The organism is Shewanella sp. KX20019, from assembly GCF_016757755.1.
In the GTDB taxonomy this organism is placed as follows: domain Bacteria; phylum Pseudomonadota; class Gammaproteobacteria; order Enterobacterales; family Shewanellaceae; genus Shewanella.
Window position 1 is genome coordinate 4419411 of the sequence record NZ_CP068437.1, and the last position, 24287, is coordinate 4443697.

Sequence of the window (24287 nt, forward strand, 5' to 3'; positions counted from 1 at the left end):
GGTAATGATGCCGAACTTTCATCGTCAAACCCAAGCCTGCCCCAATTTGGGGTTGGGCCTTGGCCTTCGCAGCCAACATTTTAATGAAATTTTAGATCGTAAACCTAAGGTTGATTGGTTTGAAATTATCTCAGAGAACTTTATGGACTCAGGGGGACGGCCTCGCCATGTTCTCAGACAAATAGCCGAACAGTATCCAATTGTTATGCACGGCGTGTCTATGTCAATCGGCAGTAGCGATCCACTCGACCTAAATTACCTTAGGCGCTTGAAGCAGCTTATCGATGAAGTACAGCCCGCTTGGGTCAGTGACCACCTATGTTGGACTGGTGCACTGAGCCTCAATAGCCACGATCTTCTGCCATTACCGCTCACTGACGCAGCTCTACGCCACGTATGTGAACGTGTTGATCAGGTACAAAATCTGCTACAGCGGCCTATTGTGCTCGAAAATCCCAGTACCTACTTGAGTTACACCCAATCCCATATTCCAGAGTGGGAGTTCTTTAGCGCGCTGACCGCCGAAACCGGTTGCGGCATGCTACTAGATGTCAACAATGTCTTTGTTTCTGCCTTCAATAATGAGTTCGACCCCTTTGAATACATAGAGGGCTTACCGCATCAATCAATTGTGCAGATGCATTTGGCCGGTCATCAGCACTGTGGTGACTATATTATCGATACCCATGACAGCCCAGTGACTAATACCGTCTGGCAGCTATTTAACTTAGCGTGGCAGCGCACCCAAGGATGTGCAACTTGCCTAGAGTGGGATGGCAATATCCCCAGCTTCTCTGAATATCATCAAGAGTTACTCAAAGCCAAAAAGTACATGCACAGCGGTACAAGCTTTAACGCTGAGCCAGACCGCTACCAAGCTAAATTAAACCCTGAACTCGCCATTTCAAATCCAATTAACTTCATGGTTCCACAAGCTAATGTTGTCGCAAATCAGGGGGGCAAATGAGCGAATTAACAACACAAAGCTTACTCGAGATGCAGCAAAGTATGCTTAAGGCGATCACCCAGCCAATGCAAACTGACCGCATTGGCTTCATCGACAGTCAGATCGCGGCCTCCAGTAAACTGTCAGCACAGGCCCACTTCAGCATATACCAGCGTAGCTACATACTCAGGCTACAACAGTGCATGGCGAGCCAATTTTCAACCCTCAAATATGCGTTAGGGGATGATCTATTTGCGCTTTTTGCAACCCAATACTTACAAACATCGCCCTCAAGTAGCTACACCCTCAATACGCTTGGTGATCGGTTTCCGCAGTTTTTGCAGCAGACTCGCCCCGATGCCGAGCTGGAAGTTAAAGAGGACTGGCCTGACTTTATGATTGAGCTAGCAACATTCGAAATAGCGCTAAACCAGCTATTTGACGCAGAATCCACAGGACTGCTCGCCGATCCGCTACAGATTCAGGCCACGGCTAACACCAAGGACGAGCAGCTGCAGTTAGTACCAATCTTGCAACTGTTTCAGCTTAGCTACCCCATCATCGATTATTACCGTCGCTATAACGATAACCAGCAACCGCCACTGCCACTAGCTAAGACAAGTTATGCTGCCGTCTTTAGACGTAACTACCGACTCGGGATCATCGACTTAAATGCCAGCCAGTACCTTTTTTTAAAGCAGCTACAGCAAACGCAATCAATCAACGCCAGTAAAAAACAACTTATAAAGCAACAGCGAGCCTCCACAGAGGCGGTCGACAAACTTTGGGCTAGGTGGCGAATGTACTTCATTGAGATGGGTATTTTTAACCACCACAACTTAGCAGAGTAATTAAACAAAACAATAAAACTCATCAACTAAGTGAGTAAATAAAAGAGTAAGTAAGTGAAAAGTAATCCAGTTAACAGCGGATGTTCAACTGACACAAAATGGAGCAACTGTCATGCATATTAAACAAACGCGATTATACGGTTCGATAAAAAAATACCGTTTAAAACAAAAAGCAATCATCTTTATCTCTGCAGCCACAGCTATGGCCAGTGCCTACGCCGCAACAGCGCAGAGTCCATCGAAAACAGAGACCGCTGTGGAGTCATTTACATTTTCAAAAGCGGATGCTCGCCTCGTCTCAAAAAAGTTTTACATCGCCAATCCCAAAGGTGGAATCCCCACTCCACAGCGAGAGCTCAATATCACTCAGAATGATACTCGCAAACAAATATTACCGTTTTTACCCAGCCAAAAACGCCCTATTGCAGATGGTGTCACCGCACCAGAATATGCAGCGAACTAAAAAGGAATTACCTGATGAGCATTTCTCAATTTCTCGGGACGAGAACGCAGCAAGACTTACTAAACAGCCGTGCATTAAAGCATCCCAAAAAGATAACCAGCCAAAACCCCTGGACCATTGAAGCCCTTAGAGAACACCTGCAATGGGCGGTCGACGTAGAGCTGTATACTATCCCGTTTTACATGTCGGCCATGTATTCGGTCATTGACCAAGCATCAGAAGCCAGACGCCTAGTACGCTCGGTCGTCAACCAAGAGATGCTGCATATGCAAAGTGCGGCCAATATTGCCAACGCCTATGGCTGCGATCTACACATCACAGCCCCCCACTATGGCGGCGAGGTACCCCATCTAGACTTTGAAGCCAACCCAAATCAACCAACAAAGATCTTCAGCCCTTACAGCACACAAATAGGCCCGATGGATGTGCTGCGTATTAATACTATGTGCATTATTGAGTGCCCAGGTGAGTTTAACAGTGCAACTTTAGATCCCAATACCGAAGAGTACAGCTCCATAGGTGAGATCTATCAAGCTATTCGCGAAGGGGCAGCCATGCTCAGTGAATGTATCATCCCCAATAATAATCAGGTTGCCCATTTTACCTCCACCTACCCAGATGTGAGTTCGCTAGTAATCAGTGAAGACTGCTGTGAAGGGCTGGTGCAAGTTAACGGCCTAATCGATCTAATTGTCGATCAGGGGGAAGGCGCAGCTTGGCCCAATGACAATATCTCGCCAAATACTACCATTGAGCAACGCTATGAAGATTACCAACAGGAGCAGCTACCGCCTGAATATCAAAACCATGTCGATGATATTCAGCCCTACTGGGATCATTTCCAAAAGTTTACCTACTTACGCAAGCAGACGCTGCCAGAAACCTTCCCCTTAGGCTTCGGCAGCCCACGCGGGCGTGAAAACCAGCGGATCCTCATTAGCCATTTTGGCCACTTCCTGCAGCTAATGAATATCGTGTTTAACCCTATCTACCAACAACAACTGGCCAACAGTAACGACATTAGCGTTGCCGCAGTGCAACAAAAGGCTGGCGCCGAGTTTGGTACCACCATGTACAAGGTAGGTGCAGCCATTGCCGCCTGCTGGGAAAATGGCGTAGTCCCCGCCTTCTCTACTTCAGCAAGCCAACAGGAGCAATAATCATGACTCAATCTATTTTTAAAATTCATCCCGCCATTGGTATTGCTCGTGTCGGCAACAGCAGCGAGTACTACCTCGCACCAGAGTCCATTGCAGCGCTGCCACAACCCGGTAAGCCTGGCGATCCAACCACAGGCGGGCTACCAATCCGCCCTGGTACAGAAGACACCATCATCAGCAGCTCCGAATTTCGCGACAGCTGTGGCGCCTTTAAACGCCAAGCGGCACGCTTTCGTATTTTTGCCTACCCCACAAAAGATGTTGGCCAGTACCCGGCCAGCAACGGCGCCGAGATAAAAATAGGCAGTAGTATCAACGGCAAAAAAGTGGTCGATATTGTATGGAGTGTGCATCTAGCCAATAAGAAATGCAGCTGGTTTGCCAATGACGATGACCACGGCGCCGTCGCCTACGACAATGGCAGCACTCCTACATTAAGAAATCTGCGCGAAGGGCTAGATCCATACAATAGCGCGAGACTGAAAAAACTGATCATTGACGCTGGTCCTCGTGCACTAAAGGGCTGTGACAGCAAAGCCAGCTTCTGCCCAGCAGAGCGGGCTAGCATAGACAAAGATGGCGAGGTAGTCAGCCTGCCTGACTACCCGCAATCATTTCCCTATATGCATTTTGAACAGCTCGACACCCCTCAGGGTCGCATCGACAGCTTAGGTGAGATGGAAACCGACAGCTGTGGTCGCCTCATTGTCGCCGGCGGCTATGGCAAGAGTAATGCGTGGAAGCTCGACGCAGAGGACAAGGTTCAGATCAATAACCCAGTCAACAACGACCAATGGTTTGACGACACCTCCGACGGCCCAGTGAATGCAACAGTGCTGTTTGACGACGGCAGCACAGAGTCGGTATTTGGCGGCTGGGTAGTGGTAACGGATCCGAGCTATGCGCCGCAAACCCTCAATGTGGTGTCACTTTTCGACGAAGCCTACGACGTGTTCCTGCGAGAGTTGGCGTTAGAGCCAGCGGTATATCATCAAGGCAAGTTTAACCCCGACTACCAACCCGCTTTTGACGATCATATCAAGCCGATATTCCGAGCCACCGCCCAGCAACTGTGGAACGCCTACCTCCCCGGCTTTGCTATTGACGCCCACAACAGTGTCGACAGCATTACCGCCGACGATAACCCCGATGAAACCATCTTGGCGGGACTGGCGTATATTCGCCAACCTAATGCAGGTAAGCAAGCAAGCTGGCGTTCGCAGTCTATCGATGTTGGCGCGCCGCTGATGCCACTATCATTAGGCGACTCTAGCCCCGCTGGTGGCAAGCCCTTCCTCAGCCCAACCGTCACCCAGTATCACGCCCTGCACTGCTGGTCGAATCATCAATACAAAAAGACCAACGACAACCCATTAGGCGCAGGCGAATACCTTGATCGCGCGACCTTGCAAAACTGCCTAGGCGGACGCTTTAGCCCTGGTATCGACATGACTTGGGTGATCCGCGAGCCGAGCATGTATGTCAGCAACTGGCAACAGGGCGCGGGCCCTTTCAGGATCCACCATAAAAACCTCGACTACGCCTCGGTAATCGATAACAGCCTCAGCTATGGCACCCCGTTACTCACGCTCGGCTGGATCCCCCGCCATGAAGATGTCGAATATCTAGGGCTAGAACCCGGCGATGCCACCAAATTTATGGCGCTGCCCTGGCATGCAGACTATAACTCCTGTGCCATTCACCAAACATCACCTAACACCCAAGACTCGCAAACCCTGTACTGGTCTTGGCCTGCACAGCGCCCGGTCACAGTCTACACAGCGCAAGACTATCAAGATCAACAGATAGAGAAAGACCGCCACGGCCTGCCACCACAACGCTACTCCGTCAGAGGCAGCGGCACAGTTCCAAGAGAAAATAGTCCAGAGGATAGCGGCAACCTCGCTAACGCAGGGCGATTCTGGGAATACCGTGAAATGCTAGAGAAGTGGAACGACATCGGCGTGATAGTCCAAGCCACCACCATCGATGATGGCGCAAGCTACCCAGACAACGTCTATCTGGAGGTTGAGAGCCGACTCTCCGGAGCTACGCCAAACCTAAAAGAGCCAGCGCCATGGCCAATGGTGGCAGGAGACAAAACTGCCATCAAAAAGACGAGGTAATCGATGCAACCACTCTATGACGTCATCATCGTCGGAGGGGGGCCCGCAGGTTGTGCAACGGCAATTGCTTTGCACAACCTAGGGGTTAAAAATACTCTTGTCATCGAGGCCAGTGATTACACTGCGCCTCGTATTGGCGAGAGCATTCCACCCGATAGCCGTCAACTGCTAGAAAAACTAGGGATCTGGGACGCATTCACTGCGCAAAAACATGCTCCCTGTTTAGGCAGTTATTCAAGTTGGGGGAGTGACCAGTTAGGGTTTAACGACTACCTCTTTAATCCGCAGGGCCATGGCTGGCATTTAAACCGAGCCTCCTTCGATAAATTTTTAGCGCTACAACTGCAAAAAAGAGGCGGAGCACTGCTGAAAAACACCCATTTTTCCAGCCTAATCCGCGATCAGCACGCCTACCCGATAAAGGTCACATTGCGTAACGATGCACAGCTAAGGTGCCGCTTCATTGTTGATGCCAGCGGCCGCAGTGCCAAAGTCGCGCGCCAGTTTGACGCCAAAGCAAATATTGAAGATCAGCTAGTGGCGGTCAGTGCCTACTTTGACGCCAGTAACATTAGTTCGGCCAACAGTTATCGGCAAATGACACTGCTTGAAGCGGTCGATTATGGCTGGTGGTATCTAGCCCACCTGCCCAACAATCAGGTGATCGTTACCGTCGCCACCGATCCCGAAACGATTCAGCAGAAACAACTCAAAAATAGTGATCATTGGCAACAAGCGCTACAGCTTACGCAGCACATCAAGCCGATTATCAATCAAGCTGCACCGAGTCGCCTGCATAGCTGGGTAGCGCAATCCGCCATTATGGATCCACCGGCAGCCGAACATTGGCTCGCCGTGGGCGATGCCGCATCAAGCTTCGACCCCATTAGTTCACAAGGTATTTATAAAGCACTTAACAATGGCATTGACGCCGCCGCCGCGATTACCGATTGGCTCAATGATGATGCGCAAACCCTCAATCAATATCGTAATAGCGTTGCTAGTAACTTCATCCAATACTTAGGCCATAAAGCTTATTTCTATAATGAGGAGCAGCGCTGGCCACAGAGCAAGTTTTGGCAGAAAAGACACCAGCCACCACAATAGTAACCGCTAATTTAATCAAGCCCTAGCAGCGCAAATAGTGGCGTTGCTTTGCTACTTTTGCGGTGAATAGCCTCATAAAGTATTCCACTGCGCTCTATCGTGCGGCTTAAACCTGCGGTTAAGATCGACCACTCCTATCAAGTAGCCCCAAGAATTGCACCAAGAATTGCACCAAGAATATCAAGTTAAAAAAATCTCAACCACATCAAGCAAATAAACATAAAAATAACAAGCCACACTCTTCTATTACATCTAAAACGGTGACATAATCAATAACGTTTTAGTCTTTAAACGCCTGATTTCAGAATTCATTTTTATTAGCTTCAGGCTAAAACCAATAGGAATGAATGAGTGCTAAGCTGTTATGCATCGCCCTATAGAACCAATGGAATGAAACTATGAGTGATACCACTTTTTTCTTCGGTGAATGGCAAATTGATCCCAGCGCTAATAGCTTGCGCGCCGGTAAACAGGTCAAGCAGCTAGAACCCAAGGCCATGGATGTGCTTACACTGTTATGCCAACGCGCAGGAGAGGTGTTGAGCAGCGATGACATCGTTAACCACTGCTGGCCCAACACCGATGTGGGTGACAATCCGCTACATAAAATCATCAATCAAATACGCCGCGCACTCGGCGACAGCGCAACCTCTCCCTTATTCATTGAAACCATTCGTAAACGCGGTTATCGCACCTTAGCTGAAGTACGCTTTCCCATTGGCCAAGAAAAAGTCGCCGACCATCAAAGTTGGCAATGTGGTTCACCCTTTCCCGGCCTACAAGCCTATGGGGCCGACTATGCCGACGTCTTCTTTGGCCGCGGTAAACAGATCAGCGTCTTGCTGGATAGAATAAGTCAGCAAATTAAATACGGCAGAGCCTTTTGCCTGACCTTAGGCCCTAGCGGCAGCGGTAAGTCATCGCTCATCAATGCCGGCGTAATGCCCAATTTAATGACTACAGCCGGTTACAACAGTGTTAAAGTCGCCTCCTATAGCGGCCTCGATTTTGCCGATGTTAGCAGTTCACAGCTGTTTATTGAGCTGGCCAGTGCCATGCTCGACTGGGAGATAAACGAGCTGCCGGTGTTTGATGGCTATAGCGCCGACACACTTGCCACCAGCTTGATTAATAATCCCAACGCCGTTATTAAGCTATGCCAACAAGCACTAAAGGCACAAACCGAGGGCTTTACCCATTTCTCGCTGTTTATCGACAGGCTAGAAATTTTACTGTCGTCCCCCCTGTTTGAAGATCAAGAACGGCATCAATTTGTCGAGCTTATCGAGCACTTGGCCACCTCGGGCACCGTACTAATACTCAGTGCTTGCCGCAATGAGTTTTACCCGCTGCTGGTGAACTACCCGACCTTAATGGCGGGTAAAAGCCGCGGTGCTCATTTCGATTTAGCGCCACCCTCTCGCAGTGAGCTACTGCAGATGATCCGTCTGCCAGCCATTGCCGCCAATCTAAGCTGGGACAACGACCCCGACACTGCCATGCCGCTAGACCAACTGCTTTGCAGTGAAGCCGCCAGCAACCCAGACGCATTGCCAATGCTGCAATATATGTTGCAGGCGTTATATCTAAAGCGCAGCAGCGATAATCAGCTGCAAGTCTCAGTCTATAAAGAACTCGGCGGCATCGAGGGCGCCATAGGTAAAAATGCCGAAGATGCTATCAATGGCTTAACCGCCGAGCAAAAAGCCTGCCTGCCACAGGTATTGTCCCTGCTGATCACTTTAAGAGAGGACGAGATCTCCATCACCAGCCGCACCGCTCGCTGGTCACAGCTACAGACAGAGTCAGAAAATATCCTAGTGCAAGCCATGGTCGACAGCCGACTTTTTGTCTCGCACCTGCAAAATGGTGAGCCCTGCTTTAGCATTGCCCACGAAGCGCTGTTAAGACGTTGGCCCCGCGCCACCAGCTGGATAAGCGAGCACAATACGAGCTTGCAGATAAAAAGCCGTTTATATCACCTTGCCAAACGCTGGCGTAAAGAGCACAAAAATAGCGCCTATCTGCTCGCGGGCGGCAAACCGCTCAAAGAGGCCCAGGCACTGCAACACAACCCCCTGTTTACCATCGAACCTCAAGAGCGCGAGCTCATTGCCGCCTCTGCCAAACAACAGCAGTTAAAGCGCTGGCGTAAACGCCTCACCATAGCAACGCTGTCCATTTTGTCTGTGCTGTCGGTAATGATGAGTATCAAGAGTAACCAAGCGGAAAAAGTCGCCCAGCAAAAGCGCTTGGCGGCAGAGAACCTGCTCGGCTTTATGGTCGGGGATTTCGCCGACAAGATGCGCGGCATCGGTCGTATGGACCTGCTCGATGGCATCAGCAATAAAGCGTTAGAATACTTTAGTGACAACAGTGTTAGTGGCAGTTCTAATAATAGCGGCGGTTACGACAACAGCATTAGCTTTGACGCTAACTTTCAACATGCACAAACCCTAGAGGCCATGGGCGAAGTCGCCTATTCGCGCAATAAACTCGATGAGGCCAGCAGCGCCTTTCACGCCGCTCGCAGCAAGTTAACCGCGTTATTAAATCAGCAGCCACACAATTTAGAGCTGCTTAAAACCTTAGGCGCTAATGCCTTTTGGATAGGCCAGCTCGATTACGATAAAAGTGACTGGGACGCGGCAAGAGTGTGGTGGGATCTCTATAAGAGTCACAGTCAGACTATGTTTGATATCGCACCTGATGATACTGAATCGTTGATGGAGTTATCTTATGCGCAAAGTTCGTTAGGTTCTGTTTCAATGAAACAGCAGGATTTTGATAGTGCACGCAATGAGTTTGATGTTTCTTTAGAGCTAAAACTTGCAGCATGGAATAAAGATAAGGACAACTCTAAACGCAGTGCAGATGTAGCAAATACAAGGTCATGGTTGGCCAGTGCAGCTTTAGCTCAAGGCGATATATATACAGCAGTAAAAAGCCATCAACAAATTCAGAAGATGTTAAATAATACTGGCTCAAGTGCATCCTATACGTTAGATAGATTAGCAAGTAGTCATCATATATTAGCAACACTCTTCTATTATCTTGGTCAAAATCCATCAGCATTTCAACATGCGCGATTAAGTTTTCAAACGATTACGGAAGCCCTCATTCGAGACCCTAAGAATCAGACTTGGAGAGTCCAACAATATAATGCCTATTTTATCATGTTGATGTTCATCGATGAGCCTTTGGAATTAGATACTAATTTTCAGCCTGAAGCTATAGGTGCGCTACTGAAAGCAGATAAATCACTTGTTCAGTCCAATCAATTTGAAGTCATGTGGGCAAAATATAACTTAGCCGCTGCAACATATTATATAAAAATAAATGCTTTTAAAGAAAGTGCTCAAAAGGCTGAAGAAGCCACAAGGCTATTTAAACAAATTACGTTAAAACATCCAAAGAATAATCTGCATTTAGGCCGCTTAGCCTCTAGTGAGCTGCTGCAAGCTCAGTTGGCAGAGAAGGTAGATGCTAGTGGCAAAGCTATACGCTTGTGTCAACAAGCAAAAGAAAGAATTTCTGACGTAGTTAAAGTCAATAAACACCCCAACTTTACGATTTCTTACATTCGTGCTCTTCACTGTCTGAACCAATTGGATAGTGAACCAGAATTGATTAGCAAATTAAAAAGTTATGGAATTAAAGTCAATTAATCATAAAAGTTAGTCCTACTTAGACTAAAAACTAGCGTTACATTAACCCCTACAATAATTTAATACGTCAAAGGAAGATGATATGTCAAACCAACACCTTGAAGAGTTCACATTAACAGTTACTTTAAATAAAGAAGACGTTCCTCAGTTTAATTATACACAGCTAGAAAATGGTCAAAATGTTCCTGTTACTGGTAGCTTTGTTGTCAGTACCCCCACAACTATTCGCTACTATTTAATAGACAAAACAGAAAAAGGACTCGAATTTACTGGAGCAGCTTTTACCACACCATTTGATAATGTGATTGATAGTGTTGAGTTAGGAGAGGATCAGCGAGGTCCCTATATTGATTTAATAGATTCTGATGCTCAACCAGGTAAAACTGGATTCCGCTTTGTACTATCAGTTAAAAACAGCAAATTACTAATGATGAGTCCAGATCCTGAAGTTATTAACCGCGGTACAGCTTAAAAAATAAAAGATGGGACAGCCATATCTTTAGATAACCATGGCTCCTAAAACGAACAAAAGATGAGGCCTCTTCGCCTCATCTTTTTCGTATTAATACATTATCCAGATCCGTTTAAAAAGGACTTTACATGAAAACCGTCAGTAAACTCAGCGCCGCTATTCTAACCAGTTTATTATTCAGCAGTGCAGCAATACAAGCGGCAACCCAGCAGCAGATTGACGCGGCACTTGCGCCAGTAAAATCAGCCGCAATGCTACAAGCCACGCTCAGCCAACCCTCAGCATTAGATGCTTTAGGTGACGAGCTACCGGCATTTATCGCTAGCATTCAATTTAGCAACGCCGCCGGCCAAGCGACCTTCGATAATAGCCAGCTGCAAACCAACCTGACAGCCACCGAGGTGTATCAGATTTTGGCACTATTCGGCCAGCAGAGCACTATCGGCCAATACCCAGATGCACTCGCCTACAGCGACACCGATAGACTGCTTCTCGAAAACGCAGTATTACCATTCTGCAGTGCAGACAGTCCCATTAAGCTACGAGTCATCCTTAAAAATGATAACCAAGTTAAATTCAACTATCGCCAAGCAGGCGTCGCCTGTGATGGTAATGTTGAGCTTACTGAAAACACCAGCATTACTTACAAGCTAGTGCACACTAAACGCACTCCGAAAGGGTTACGCATCACCGGCGCGGGGTTTACTAACCCATTTGATGCCCATATCAAGCGGGTTACCGTGGGCGAAGATGGTCAAAGTCTTACTTTAGAAAACGATATCAGCAACACTGGCGTCAGTAAGTGGCAGTTTATCTTCAGCAATGATGACAGTGACTTGATATTGGTGAGTCCAGATCCACAGGTAATTAATCGCCCAAGTTAGAAAAAAAGATGGGACAGCCATATCTTTAAATAACCATGGCTCCTAAAACGAACAAAAGATGAGGCCTGTTCGCCTAAAATTAAATATGGCCACCCATAGTTAACCCCAAAAGATGAGGCCTCTTCGCCTCATCTTTTTCGTATTAATACATTACCCAGATCCGTTTAAAAAGGACTTTACATGAAAACCGTCAGTAAACTCAGCGCCGCTATTCTAACCAGCTTATTATTCAGCAGTGCAGCAATACAAGCGGCAACCCAGCAGCAGATTGACGCGGCACTTGCGCCAGTAAAATCAGCCGCAATGCTACAAGCCACGCTCAGCCAACCCTCAGCATTAGATGCTTTAGGTGACGAGCTACCGGCATTTATCGCTAGCATTCAATTTAGCAACGCCGCCGGCCAAGCGACCTTCGATAATAGCCAGCTGCAAACCAACCTGACAGCCACCGAGGTGTATCAGATTTTGGCACTATTCGGCCAGCAGAGCACTATCGGCCAATACCCAGATGCACTCGCCTACAGCGACACCGATAGACTGCTTCTCGAAAACGCAGTATTACCATTCTGCAGTGCAGACAGTCCCATTAAGCTACGAGTCATCCTTAAAAATGATAACCAAGTTAAATTCAACTATCGCCAAGCAGGCGTCGCCTGTGATGGTAATGTTGAGCTTACTGAAAACACCAGCATTACCTATAAGCTGGTGCATACTAAACGCACTCCGAAAGGGTTACGCATCACCGGTGCCGGTTTTGCCAACCCCTTTGACGCTCATATTAAGCGGGTTACCGTGAGTGACGATGGTCAAAGTCTTACGTTAGAAAACGATATCAACAACCCCGAATTCAAGATCTAGCCTAACGAATAGTCTCCACTAGCTACAAACTAATACTTTTATCTATAGCAGCAACTATTACCAGCACTTTAGATTGACTAGAACCTATCATAAGTAAAAACAAAATCTAATTGTAACAACGACTTAAACAAGAAGATTACCGAAAGGTTAAATTTTATCCCTTTCGCTAAAGTAACAGCACAATAAACGCGAGCTTAGCGTTAAATTCATTAAAGGGATATTTGCTATGTTGCTGACTCCAACTGATACTGTTTCTAACAGGGCTTTAAGCTCAGCATCATCGGCTAAGACTATTCATAGCACCAGTAAGACAGCTAGCAAAACAGTGCCCTTTAGTCCGCTAAAAACCACACAACAACTATCGAGCGCTGAGCTGCAACCGCTTAAGATGTTAGTTAGCTTATTGATGGAAGCGGTAGTGATCGTTGATGAACACGGCACGATTCAACTCATCAACGAGCATGCTATCGATCTCTTACTCGCTGATGCTCTAGAAGCTGATGAGCCAACAACATCACCAACATTGATTGGCCAGCAGTGGCAAACCTATTTAATGGAACCACAAAAAACCCTTTACCAAAAAATGATTATTGAATCACGCACCGGCGCCCGTCCGTTAAACCACGCCCCTGCTGAGACCACACTGCGATTAGCAAACGATGCCTGCAAAGATGTCGAGGTATCAATTACACATTTTGCCTTAAGCACGCCGCTATTTGCCATTGTGATTAGAGACTTGACTAAATATCGCGCCGAATATAAGCAACTGCATCAATGGGCATCCACCGACTGTTTAACCAAATTGGCCAACCGTCGCGTGTTTGATGCTGAGTTACAAAACCATTGGCAAAGCTGTACCGATAAAAATCGCCCTGTCAGTGTATTGATCATCGATATTGACCACTTTAAATCTTTTAACGACAAATACGGCCATATTCTCGGTGACTACTGTTTACAAAAAATAGCCAAAGCTATCGAGAGCTCGCTGCCTGATCTTGATTGTACTGCCGCGCGTTATGGCGGAGAAGAGTTTGCCATTATTCTGCCCAACAGCAATGCTAGCCAGGTAGCGCAAACTGCACGACTGATCCAAAAGAACATTAACGATTTAAGCTATATAGATATAGGTTTAGATGCATCTGTTTCGGTCAGTGTAAGCCAAGGACACGCGAGTGAAATTAATGGCCAGTTCAGAACCAGTACTGCATTACTATGCGCTGCAGATACCGCACTTTATCGCGCCAAAGCTGATGGTCGTAACCGTATTAATGCTTGTGTGTAATCACTGCGCACCAGACCGATAACGAGATCCAGTTAGTTCAGGTTGACAGGAGTTAAGATGCAATATGACCCAAATAAGTATCAGATCCTACGGTTTCCTAGCCCATTATTGCTGTTTAGGGCCATTAACCCCATGTTGGCGATTAATGAATTAGTATTAGGTCAGCGACTTCCTAAAGTCACTCTCATCGAAAAAGATAGCAAGGAACCACTGCAATCCAGACAAGTGGTTCCCTGCCCACATTGCAACGCAATGAATCCAGGCAGCTTGTGGAGCAATAGCAACGCTTTTGGCCATTGGTTTGGCTACGTTTGCCCTGAGTGCAGTGGCATCATCCCCTGCTTATGGAACCTCAGTAGCTTATTGCTACTCACGCTCAGTGCGCCGGTTTGGTTGTTGCTTCAAAAAGGCCTAAAGAAACGTTGGCTAGCAATAAGCTATCGACGGGTAACATCGATGAAAGCTAAGCTTCCCACCGAGAATAAAGAGCAATCCTTCATAAAAATGGCACAAGTTTTTGCGGTGCTGCTATTTCTATTTATGCTGTTTATACAGAGCAGAGCATCAGATTTGAGCTTTCAGCAAGCCGTTATCAGCCTGGTTATAAGCAGTGTTGTAGGGGTAATGTTTGGCAAGGCGATGTCGTTAACTAAGCTTGCAACATCAAAAAAGCGCTATTGATATAGCGCTTAACAAGTGGTTTTGGTCGTATTATCAATCTTTAAGGGTGACTTTTTCGATAATGATCAGCTCCTTAGGCACATCATCGTGACCCGCTTGCGAAGCCGTTTTAGCCCTGCCAATCTTAGTCACGACATCCATCCCAGCAGTTACGGTACCAAATACCGCATATCCCCAGCCTGCATTAGTGGTAGCGGTATAATCAAGAAATGCATTGTCGGCTAAATTAATAAAAAACTGCCCCGTGGCTGAATGCGGCGCATCAGTGCGCGCCATCGCGATAGTGCCTCTAAGATTTTTAAGCCCCCTATTGGCTTCATTGACAATGGCCGCCCGAGTTGGCTTCTCCTCCATTTCAGCAGTAAAACCACCACCTTGCGCCATAAAGCCTTTAATCACCCGATGGAAAATAGTGCCCTCGTAAAAGCCATCTTCACAATACTTAATAAAATTTTTCGCGCTTACCGGCGCCTTTTCAAAATTAAGTTCTATCTCGATATCGCCAAAATTGGTGGTAAAAATAATCATATCAACTCACACAAGCCACAAAATATTGGCCTAAGTATACCTTGTGTCACTAACATCGGTACCTGCTTGTTGGTTAACCCCAAAAAAACGCAGCGCTAAACGTATTAACGCGCAACATTAACCACCGCTTCGCTAGCTTGGCTTTTATAACGTTGAAACATATCCTCAAGCGACTCTATCGGTTGGTTAAAGCCTTTGCTTGCAAGATACTCCGCACTATACAGTTTAGATGATGAGCGTTCGGCCACGTCGCAATAGAAAGTCACAATGGTATTGCCTTTGCCCATTTTAGCCGCGGCGTAGAGTGCTCCAGCTACATTGAGGGCTGAACTACTACCAAGCACGATACCGTCTTGCTCTTGCACGTGACGTGCTATGGCAATAAGGTCGAGATCTGGCAAGGTTATCGCTTTATCGACTTTCGCTTGCCTGAAGTTTTCAACCAAACGCATGATGCCAATCCCTTCGGTAAACGAACTGCCACTTGCTGCATATTGACCCGTTTTAAGGTAGGCATATATGCCCGAACCATCAGGGTCGACCAACCATGTTTGCAGCGCCGGATTTTGCTCGGATAGATAACGAGAGTTTCCGGCAATTGTGCCGCCAGTGCCTGCAACAGAGACCAATGCGTCGACCTGACCATTTGTTTGTTGCCAAATTTCAGGCCCTGTATGTTGATAATGTGCTTTAGCATTACTGGTATTTTCAAATTGATCAGCCCACCAATAATCGTCATTCGCCTCAGCAAGTCGCTTGGCGGTATGATAAAAATGGTCTGGGTTGGCAAATGGACAAGCATCGACCAACATCAATTTGGCACCATAGAGCGTAATCATCTGCTCTTTTTCAGGCGCTTGTCCCTTAGGCATCACCACCAACATGTTAAACCCCAGCGCTTTAGCGACCAGCGCCAAACCGATACCCGTATTACCCGCAGTGCCTTCCACTATCGTCATTCCAGGTTTGAGTTTGCCACTCTCAATAGCATCTGTGACCAACTGCAGTGCAGCGCGATCTTTAATCGAACCACCGGGGTTTTGCTGCTCACATTTGATTAAAATTTCACAGCCGCTCAGAGTCGATAAACTGCCAATCCGCAGTAGATCGGTATGACCGATAAGTTGGGTAATATTGCTCGATAATGAAGGATATTCCATAGATTGCCTTATCTGTTACTCGTTATATACCCGTCCTACTTGGACATGCTCGTTTCAGAGGCAATGGGTATAGCTCTCGTGAAACGGCATACGTACAATTTATCAGCGATTGAACTAACACCGACTAGACACATGTACACACAATAGAGTATTGTCGGTTTCAACGTTTGATGCAAGGGCTCTTGAGTCACCCCTCAACACCCTTGTAGGACATAAACCGCTGGTGCTAAGCCTTAAGTGATCGACACTTATTACCTTATGGCTAAACACTACAATAAAAAATCCATCAACCCAAACGTTTATAACCTTATTTGAGTGTCATGGAAGACGCTCACCCTTTTTAGCTTAGCCACTCATTAATGACGACATCGACACTGCTCGATACACCTCCCCCTATTTAGCTCCAGCAAGCTTGTTTTTAGTCGGCCCCCAAAATGTATCGATACATTCCTCCAACATTAAAGCGATTTTACATTACAAATAATCCAACTTGTAATACAGTTGAAATCAACATTGCACCGCACTCTATCTTGTTAACTATATTAGAGAAGTGAAGGATTATTTATGATGCTGGACTCTACAAAGCTACTGCCGTTGGTTATTGCCGCAAGTCTTGGTTTGTCCGCCTGTGGCGGAGGAGGTTCCACTGGAAGCGATTCAACAGAGCCACCAGCAACAGGTGGCTCTGTAACGCCGACTTGGGTACAAGGTCAGTTCGCTAGTGACGCAAGTTTAGCCAACCAATGCAGTGCTAACCAAACGGGTAGCACATTGACTGAAAAGCTTTGGCTGCGCTCCTGGAGTAATGATACTTACCTTTGGTATAACGAGATTATCGACCGCGATCCCGCACCATATTTAGTTGCAGAGTATTTTGATCTTTTGATAACAGACGAGTTATCAGATTCCGGCAGTAGAAAAGACAACTTCCACTTCTCAATGTCAACCGATGAATGGAATGCGCTAAATCAATCAGGTGCCTCAGTAGGCTACGGTATCAACTTCGAACTCACTAACGGCTCCCAAAGCGGTGCCCGAAAAGTAACAGTCACTTATAATGAACCAGACTCTCCCGCAAGTGCGGCCAATGTGACGCGCGGCGCGGTGATTGTCGAAATTGATGGTGTTAGTGTTAAAGATGCCAACGATAGCGCCAGTATCGACATATTAAATGCAGGCCTATTTCCAAGCCAAGATGGCAAGCAAACCACGTTTACCATTAGAGATCTTGGCGCAGCAGTCGACCGTACAATAACACTAACTGCACAAACGATTGTCTCGACCCCAGTGCAGAATACTAAAACCATTCAAACTACTAGCGGTAAAGTCGGTTACCTGCAGTTTAACGCTCACATCGCTACTGCAGAGCGTGGACTCTTTGATGCACTAACCACATTAAGCCAAGCGGGTGTGGATGATCTGGTCATCGACCTTAGATATAACGGCGGCGGATTGCTGGCCATGGCAAGCCAACTCGGTTACATGATTGCCGGTGAAGAGGCGACTGCCGAACGCACTTTTGAGAAAACCAACTTTAACGGCAAGCATCCTAACGTCAACCCAGTAACCAATCAGTCTTTATCGCCAATGCCATTTATAGACGAATCCCTTGGCTTTAATACAGGCCTGCTTGCAGGCGGCAGTCCACTACCGACATTGGACCTTAAACGTGTGTATGTTTTAACTACGACGGGGACGTGTTCTGCCAGTGAAGCGCTAATGAACGGCTTGCGTGGTGTGGATATTGAAGTCATTCAAATTGGCGGCACAACCTGCGGTAAACCTTATGGTTTTTACCCAACTCCCAACTGCGAAACTACCTACTTTACGATTCAGCTTAAAGGTGTGAACGACAAAGGCTTTGGCGAATACTCCGACGGTTTTGTGCCATCGACAAGCCCAACACTCGCCAGTGAAGTTCAAGGTTGTATGCTTGATGATGATTTAGGCCATGCTCTGGGCGATACAGATGAGCGCCTATTAAGCGCTGCACTTTATTATCGAGATAATGAGCGCTGCCCTACAATTGCAACAAGCACTGCACGCGTTTTAGCAGCAAACGAGTTCGTTGATGAAGGCTTCATGCTAAAAGATGAGCGAAATCAAACGCTATGGCAGAATAACCGCATCATCACCGATATTAAGGGAACTTTGTAATGCTTAAACTAATGTTAGGCGCAGCCCTAACAATTGGCTTAATGGGTTGCAGTGCATCTGCTGAGAATGACACCAAAGCCATGCCAGCGCTGTTGCTATCACCTGATCGCTATAGTACTCGCCAGCTTGCTCAGGCCATCTCCGAATTACTCAAGGTAAACGAGGTAACACTAAGCCAAACCGCATTTACTCAAACCAGTTTACTGGCCGTTGAGCGTGCGCCCCATAAAGACCCAAGCGGGCAGTTAATTATGGGGAGAAGCCATGAGATGCCACAAATGGTGCAGCTGTTTATGCAAGGGGATGTATGCATTTTGAGGCTGCAAAATAGTGATGAAGAGCGCGCATTACCTAGGCTAAAATGTAAAGCTGAGTAAGTCATTCATTAACAATACAAACGCCGCATTATGCGGCGTTTGTATTGTTCCCAAAATAGCTTAGCAGCAACTTTGCAGTATCTCGCCCGCGGTTATGACTCCGCTTTTTTTGAGGCCACGATTTCAGTCGCCAATTTTACAATCGGCACCAGTGCCCCAATGCCACCTTCACTAAAGGTTTTTATATCTTTACCTATTTTATGCATCCGCTCAATCGTCACCGCAACATCCATCGCCGAAGCTTCTAAGTCAGTTTTAAGTGCGTCTGCTAATGCATCTCTAATTTCTATAGCAGTCTCGTTGCCTGAATCATTTTTAGAATGAAGCAGTAACATGGTGGCTGGGATCAAAGTAAAAATCCCATTCAACACCACTAACCACCACGCTTTTTGCGCATAGATCCCCAGAACGGCAATGTTTAAATAGATAGCCACATTAATGGCTAACACTGTCAGTGCAAAAAAGGCTATAGAGATTGCGAGCAGTAACGCCGCTTTTCTTTGCTGTTTTATTTCGGCCTTTAATAAGCTTTTCTCCAAGCTATACAGCATCTGTAACTTTTCTATATTCATTTTCATCTGCGGTAACCTATACCCTTGTTAAAAAGTGGTTTTGATTATAATTGCGCTAATTATAGTCAATCGCCCAGCAACGGCTTCCTCTTTAAATTGCCAAGTTAACAGTGCCGCATAAATAGAATCACTCCAAAGGCTTAACAGTCTGAGCTTGATCATAGTTTTGCCTTCCGCAGTTCAAGCCTGATTCAGCTTGCTGAGGTTAAGATCATCGTAGTTTTCAAAAATGGCCTTTATACCGCTATAACTAGCCAATTGGCTTATGAGAGTTTAATGAAGATCCATGATACTGATTTAATCTACACTAACCTTCCCAGCACCATGGGACTGCTTAATTCCGTCGTTTTTATGTGGGTAATCACAGCAGTAACCTTAGGCGTTTTCTGCTGGGTAGCCATCAAACTTTGGCACCTGCATTCGTTACCTAAATACTTAGCGAAAGAGCGTGGCATGCAACAAGCAAAGCTGGTATTTTGGCTCTGCATGCTTGGGTTAATATGGAAGCCTCTTTGGGTTCTAGCTGTTATCGCAATTGTTACTGATTGGGATCGTGTTCAAGAATGGATTAGGGGGACGCGCGCATGAAAGAGATAATGCTGCCCTATATATTTATTGTTTGGTTGCTATTCAAGTTTAAGGTGATCAAATCAAGACCGCGTAACTACTTTATTAGTGTGTTGCTAGGCTGTTTAATTGCCGCGAGTCTGTTTCTCGCGCACCGATTTTACTCGCCTGCCGATCTAACAGATTCAACCACGGTAAGGGCACCACATTCCGTTCTGTCACCCGCAATTGGCCAACAAATTGAAACTATCTCGGTTGATCACAACCAGCACGTCAAAAAAGGTGAGCTGATCTACACCTTGGTAGACGATAAGGTGGCCAGTGCTATTGATGAAATTAACGCAAAAGTGAATGAAATAGAACGCGCAGTGGAGGCGACCGAGGTTAGACTCGCTCAGGCAAAGCGTAACTACAAACGTAAAGCTGAACTCGGCGAACACGTTAGTGAGCGAGACCTTGAAAATGCTGCCGACAAAGTCGAAATCACAGCGGCTGAGTTAAGGGTACAAGCAGCTCAACTTGAGGTTCAATATGCGCAACTGCGTAAACAAAATTTTGAGTTAGACAGACTACAGGTGCGCGCGCCGTTCGACGGCATGGTAACCCATGTCTATATTGCAGATGGCACGAGAGTAGGCTCTATGCACCTGTGGAATACCGGCAAAAAGTTTGTTGAAATGCGGATTCCAGATCAATCCTATGCCTTTATACAACAGGGACAGTTTGCAGAGTTTTATATCGATGCATACCCTGGACAAGTTTTCAGAGCACGAGTACACAGCAAGGTTGAAGCGACAGGTGAATCCCAAGGCGACATTATGCCTCGCGAACAAATGGTATCACGTCATATCAGCTTAGGTTCGCTACCTGTAGGAAGAACCGTGGTATTGGAGGTAGATGAAAAGACGATGGCTATGCTGCCCATTGGTGCCACTGGTTCAGCTTGGGTTAGTGCAGATAAACCTCACTCAGTATTTGGCATTTTAGATATCATAGGCGCTGCAACAGTAAGGCTCAAGGCTGTTAAAGCTTACTTAAACCCTTTATAAAGAGAGAAAATCAATATGGATAACGATTGTCGCTACTCTTATGAGCCCAATAAAGCCTTAATCTAAAGAACCAGCTGATAGCCACTGCAAAAACGAGCACCCTAATGCTTTTCAGTGGCTTGTCTGTCAGCACTATTCAGCGTTTCAACTTCTCGTTGGTTATGCCACTCCAACATTAAGCGATCGACAAAGACCTTGTCCTGCTCCTCTGTTGTCGTGGCATATAAAATAAACTCCTCGCCATCATCAATATGAACCGTCACCTCGGTGATATCTATGTCCTCATTGGGCTCGGCATAATCGACTTGGATATCTTTGACATTCTTCAATAAGCTGGTGACAACTTGCAGCTCATCATCTTCGACCCAATATGAAAAAACCGTTTGTTGAGTAAAACCATTACCATCCGCTTGGTTATCAATCCAATCTGAACTGTAAAACAGCAATGGCGTTTCGTTTGCTGCCAACACCTTATTTTGCTGCATAAAATCAATATGGTGTGACCAGAGTTCCTCCCCTTTGATGATTTTATCTTGCGCTGTTAAGCCAACGTCCTGTGCCAGCGTAAAAATCAGTAATGGCGCCATACAGGCAATAAACACCCAGTTGCGTGCATGCCACTGTGAGTTAGCGACATAAGCCTCGCTGCTTGTGCTATTTACCTTGTTTATATAAATAACTAACGGTGCAAAAACAATAAATGGAATAAGATCATCCCAATAACCTAAACTCAGCTCCCAACTCATACCATTCCAAAACAGATAACCGGCAAATAAGATTACTGCCGACCACGCCGGGATCAAAAATGATCGCTTCTGTTGCTGATCTCGATGCACATTAAGCCATGAATACAATGGGTAGTACCAAAGTGGAGCAAACAATCCCCTCGCTACGGGCCAAATATCGGGGCGATCGTTGGCATGCTTAATATATTGCCAATTCTTATAGCTCCAATAGCTGGAATATAACCCAAGACTAAATACCGACAGCACAAAAAACTTAAGTGTTGATACCGGATAAAATTGAGTTTGATGGGGACTTTTAGCTTCTAGCATTAAATTGACAAAGGCGTAGATGAAACCAAGCAGAATTAAAATAACCAATATCACCCACGGGCTTACTGGCTCGGGAGTATCGCTAGTAGCAGTAGACTCACTGGCGCTGGCTGGAGCCACTGTAGCATTTGGATAATCGACAATGCCATAGCTGTCGATAGATGAGACCTTCTTAAGGGCACTGATATAGCCGCTTAACTGCCCCACCTCAACCCGATCCACTTTAGACTGGTACGCATAAGATAAACTTAATTGCCTTTGTGACTTGTCGTAAGCGACCTGATAAACCAGCTTAAAAAATGGATTATCTTCCTCTATGGTTTCGTCGCTAAAGCTCCAGTTTGAATCACGCAGCTTAACCACGATATCGCCTTCAATCTGCAGTGGATAGCTTAGCGGTAGCGTTCTTTTGCTCAAACTTTCAGGGATAGTCAAATAGGGGGAAAGTTGCGTCTCATATAGATAGATAGTGAAGTCATTTTCATCCCCTTCAGTCCAAGGGGCGCTGAGAAGATAATCTTCACTAATAGTTAGTGTCCCCTTAGCCTTATCTTTAGTCACTTCGAGCGGGCTGTTAACCGTCAAGCCATTAAATATCTTGTCATAATACTTGGCATATTGCTCAGACAAAGCCTGTACACCACTGTCTACTATTGCCACTCTTTTACGTCGAGCTTGGTAGCCTGAATAGGTCACAGTGGAAGTGAATAGCGACGGCTTAGCTACGCCTTCACGGAAATCATAAGTTTCCGCAAACTCAATTTTGCTGCCGCTGCGCTCATCAGGCATTTTTTCAAGCGCATCAACTCCAGGTTCAACCACCAGTGCATAACCATAGTTAGGCTGATACATAGCATCTAAAGATACCTGTTGATACTGTAGGGTTGGATCAAACCAATAGCTTTTCTCATTGATTTTCGCTTTAACAATTGCATGGTTAAAGCTTTTTGCGGAGGCTAATCTATCTATCAACTCCTCACCCGTTTGACTATTAACCAACACGGGGGAAGCCTCAACACCTAAGCCCTTAAGCAATGCAATCAGCAATACTGATTTATCTTTACAATCTCCATAACGCTTAGCCAATGTATCACTTGCCTTGGCCGGGAAGTGGCTATTACTGCCTATTTCAATACCCAAATAGCGGATGTCTTGCTGCACAAAATTAAGCGCCAACATCACCTGCTGCTCCAACTCAGAAGACTGTTGAGTAATGTCGATTAGTTTATCTTGTAGAGCGGCTGACTCATCGATCTGACGCTCAAACATCGGTAGAGCCCAATCAACTACCGACTGCCAATCTTTACTCTCAGAAAATCGGGCTTTGGCAAAAGGCTCATACCAAGCAGCGGCATCATTAGCAACGGCTAAAGTGGGCTGTTGCGTAACCAGTAACTGATAGTCTGTCTCATGACCTAGGCGAGTCTCGGTAAACGTTTGTTCTGTGTTGTGCATTTTAAAATACAGAGGATTACTCTTCCCCCACAACACACGTATAAACTGTTGCTGGATCGGGACTTGCCATTGCAGTGTTCTTCCACCGGTAAAAGTATTGCCATACACCGGATTCTGTCCATATCGAGTGAAACTATACTCAACAATATCGCCAATACGGATATCATTAACAGCCCAAAATGCGGTTAACGAACCATCGTAAAGAAGATCGTTCGCGTTGTCGGTTTTATCTAAACTAAACTGGCCATCGAAGGTTTTATCTATTTCAATTCCATCACGAATAACCTTTACGCCATGGAAACTAATTCGTTCATAACTGGGATCAAATGAAACCGTAATTTGCGATACGTGATCCAGTCCTTTGGCAGAGGTAACTTTAATGGCATAGCGGTCGAATCCGCTTTGTTCACCGTTCTCTGCAACCCGATATTGGTTATCGAGTAGCAGGTGAAAAATACCATCGGCTAGCTCCTCAATAGGTTCAACCTCAGGCTCTATAACTGCCACAGTTTTAACCCAAGAAGGCTGTTGAGAAAAAGTCACCCCCTGTGCGCTATAAGCCCCCGTATGCCAATTTTCATCTAAGGCTAAGCGGCTTGATACAGAAGAGATCCCGTTCGCATGAGCGATGGGAAAAAGAGATAAATAGATCAGTGCAGTACACGCCACGGCGTACATGCTAAATGTGGCCACAGCGTAAGCTGCATGATTCCGTAGAAAAGTTAACATCGAGCCAGTCCTTTGTTTCTTATTATTAAGTAGCCTCCATCTATGGAGTTAATTGATATTAAAACATTTTCACAACATTTAATACTTCTGTTCACGCGATTTTAAGAGCAACGAAAGCAACTTTGAGTGGCGGTTAATCG

Annotated in this window: 20 protein-coding genes; 16 read left to right on the forward strand and 4 right to left on the reverse strand. The window is 46.2% G+C overall.

Translation table 11 applies throughout. The annotated features are described in order from the left end of the window. Positions 1-4 precede the first annotated feature (4 nt). The 12 genes from bufB to JK628_RS19230 all read left to right on the forward strand — a co-directional run bounded on the left by bufB (position 5) and on the right by JK628_RS19230 (position 14498). Positions 5-967 (forward strand): MNIO family bufferin maturase, encoded by a 963-nt coding sequence (gene bufB / locus JK628_RS19175; protein ID WP_202286519.1) that lies wholly within the window; start codon positions 5-7, stop codon positions 965-967. Further along, the gene (locus JK628_RS19180) at positions 964-1797 is read left to right on the forward strand and encodes an HvfC/BufC N-terminal domain-containing protein (protein WP_202286520.1); all 834 of its coding nucleotides are present in this window, start codon (positions 964-966) and stop codon (positions 1795-1797) included. Before bufB ends, JK628_RS19180 begins: the two co-directional genes overlap by 4 nt. A 112-nt stretch (positions 1798-1909) precedes the next feature. Continuing rightward, positions 1910-2260, forward strand: coding sequence for a hypothetical protein (locus JK628_RS19185; protein WP_202286521.1), 351 nt, complete (start codon positions 1910-1912; stop codon positions 2258-2260). 14 nt (positions 2261-2274) lie between these two features. Next, a complete protein-coding gene (locus JK628_RS19190) occupies positions 2275-3420 on the forward strand; it encodes a ferritin-like domain-containing protein (RefSeq protein WP_202286522.1) in 1146 nt (381 codons plus the stop codon). A gap of 2 nt (positions 3421-3422) precedes the next feature. After that, on the forward strand, positions 3423-5546 hold the full coding sequence (locus JK628_RS19195) for a LodA/GoxA family CTQ-dependent oxidase (RefSeq protein WP_202286523.1): 2124 nt from the start codon (positions 3423-3425) through the stop codon (positions 5544-5546). 3 nt (positions 5547-5549) lie between these two features. Further along, entirely contained in the window at positions 5550-6653 is a 1104-nt protein-coding gene (locus JK628_RS19200; RefSeq protein WP_202286524.1) for an FAD-dependent monooxygenase, read from the forward strand. A 398-nt stretch (positions 6654-7051) separates the two neighbouring features. Continuing rightward, positions 7052-10321 carry an nSTAND1 domain-containing NTPase gene (locus JK628_RS19205; RefSeq protein ID WP_202286525.1) on the forward strand — a complete coding sequence of 1090 codons (3270 nt, stop codon included), beginning with the start codon at positions 7052-7054 and terminating at the stop codon, positions 10319-10321. Positions 10322-10403: 82 nt separating this feature from the next. Beyond that, the gene (locus JK628_RS19210; RefSeq protein ID WP_202286526.1) at positions 10404-10793 is read left to right on the forward strand and encodes a DP-EP family protein; all 390 of its coding nucleotides are present in this window, start codon (positions 10404-10406) and stop codon (positions 10791-10793) included. A gap of 128 nt (positions 10794-10921) precedes the next feature. Next, entirely contained in the window at positions 10922-11677 is a 756-nt protein-coding gene (locus JK628_RS19215) for a DP-EP family protein (protein ID WP_202286527.1), read from the forward strand. Between the two features lie 180 nt (positions 11678-11857). Continuing rightward, positions 11858-12535 carry a DP-EP family protein gene (locus tag JK628_RS19220; protein ID WP_202286528.1) on the forward strand — a complete coding sequence of 226 codons (678 nt, stop codon included), beginning with the start codon at positions 11858-11860 and terminating at the stop codon, positions 12533-12535. A 226-nt stretch (positions 12536-12761) separates the two neighbouring features. Continuing rightward, complete coding sequence (locus JK628_RS19225; RefSeq protein WP_202286529.1) at positions 12762-13817, forward strand: sensor domain-containing diguanylate cyclase; 1056 nt, start codon at positions 12762-12764, stop codon at positions 13815-13817. A 57-nt stretch (positions 13818-13874) separates the two neighbouring features. Beyond that, on the forward strand, positions 13875-14498 hold the full coding sequence (locus JK628_RS19230) for a hypothetical protein (RefSeq protein ID WP_202286530.1): 624 nt from the start codon (positions 13875-13877) through the stop codon (positions 14496-14498). 33 nt (positions 14499-14531) lie between these two features. Here the strand turns inward: JK628_RS19230 and JK628_RS19235 are convergent, their stop codons facing one another. Beyond that, the gene (locus tag JK628_RS19235) at positions 14532-15026 is read right to left on the reverse strand and encodes a peptidylprolyl isomerase (protein WP_202286531.1); all 495 of its coding nucleotides are present in this window, start codon (positions 15024-15026) and stop codon (positions 14532-14534) included. A gap of 104 nt (positions 15027-15130) precedes the next feature. Continuing rightward, positions 15131-16186 carry a cysteine synthase A gene (locus JK628_RS19240; protein ID WP_202286532.1) on the reverse strand — a complete coding sequence of 352 codons (1056 nt, stop codon included), beginning with the start codon at positions 16184-16186 and terminating at the stop codon, positions 15131-15133. A 564-nt stretch (positions 16187-16750) separates the two neighbouring features. Between JK628_RS19240 and JK628_RS19245 the strand changes: the two genes are divergently transcribed. Continuing rightward, entirely contained in the window at positions 16751-18343 is a 1593-nt protein-coding gene (locus JK628_RS19245; RefSeq protein WP_202286533.1) for a S41 family peptidase, read from the forward strand. After that, the gene (locus JK628_RS19250; protein ID WP_202286534.1) at positions 18343-18720 is read left to right on the forward strand and encodes a hypothetical protein; all 378 of its coding nucleotides are present in this window, start codon (positions 18343-18345) and stop codon (positions 18718-18720) included. The genes JK628_RS19245 and JK628_RS19250 overlap by 1 nt, the downstream gene beginning before the upstream one ends. Before the next feature lie 92 nt (positions 18721-18812). Here JK628_RS19250 and JK628_RS19255 read toward each other — a convergent pair whose 3' ends face one another. Next, positions 18813-19298 carry a hypothetical protein gene (locus JK628_RS19255; protein ID WP_202286535.1) on the reverse strand — a complete coding sequence of 162 codons (486 nt, stop codon included), beginning with the start codon at positions 19296-19298 and terminating at the stop codon, positions 18813-18815. Between the two features lie 270 nt (positions 19299-19568). On the opposite strand from JK628_RS19255, the gene JK628_RS19260 reads away from it, so the two are divergent. Then, positions 19569-19880 (forward strand): Mg2+ and Co2+ transporter, encoded by a 312-nt coding sequence (locus JK628_RS19260; RefSeq protein WP_202286536.1) that lies wholly within the window; start codon positions 19569-19571, stop codon positions 19878-19880. After that, positions 19877-20908, forward strand: a complete 1032-nt coding sequence (locus JK628_RS19265; protein WP_202286537.1) for an HlyD family secretion protein — start codon at positions 19877-19879, stop codon at positions 20906-20908. Before JK628_RS19260 ends, JK628_RS19265 begins: the two co-directional genes overlap by 4 nt. Positions 20909-21009: 101 nt before the next feature. On the opposite strand, the gene JK628_RS19270 is transcribed toward JK628_RS19265, so the two are convergent. Then, the gene (locus JK628_RS19270; protein WP_202286538.1) at positions 21010-24147 is read right to left on the reverse strand and encodes a DUF3857 domain-containing transglutaminase family protein; all 3138 of its coding nucleotides are present in this window, start codon (positions 24145-24147) and stop codon (positions 21010-21012) included. Positions 24148-24287: the final 140 nt, after the last annotated feature.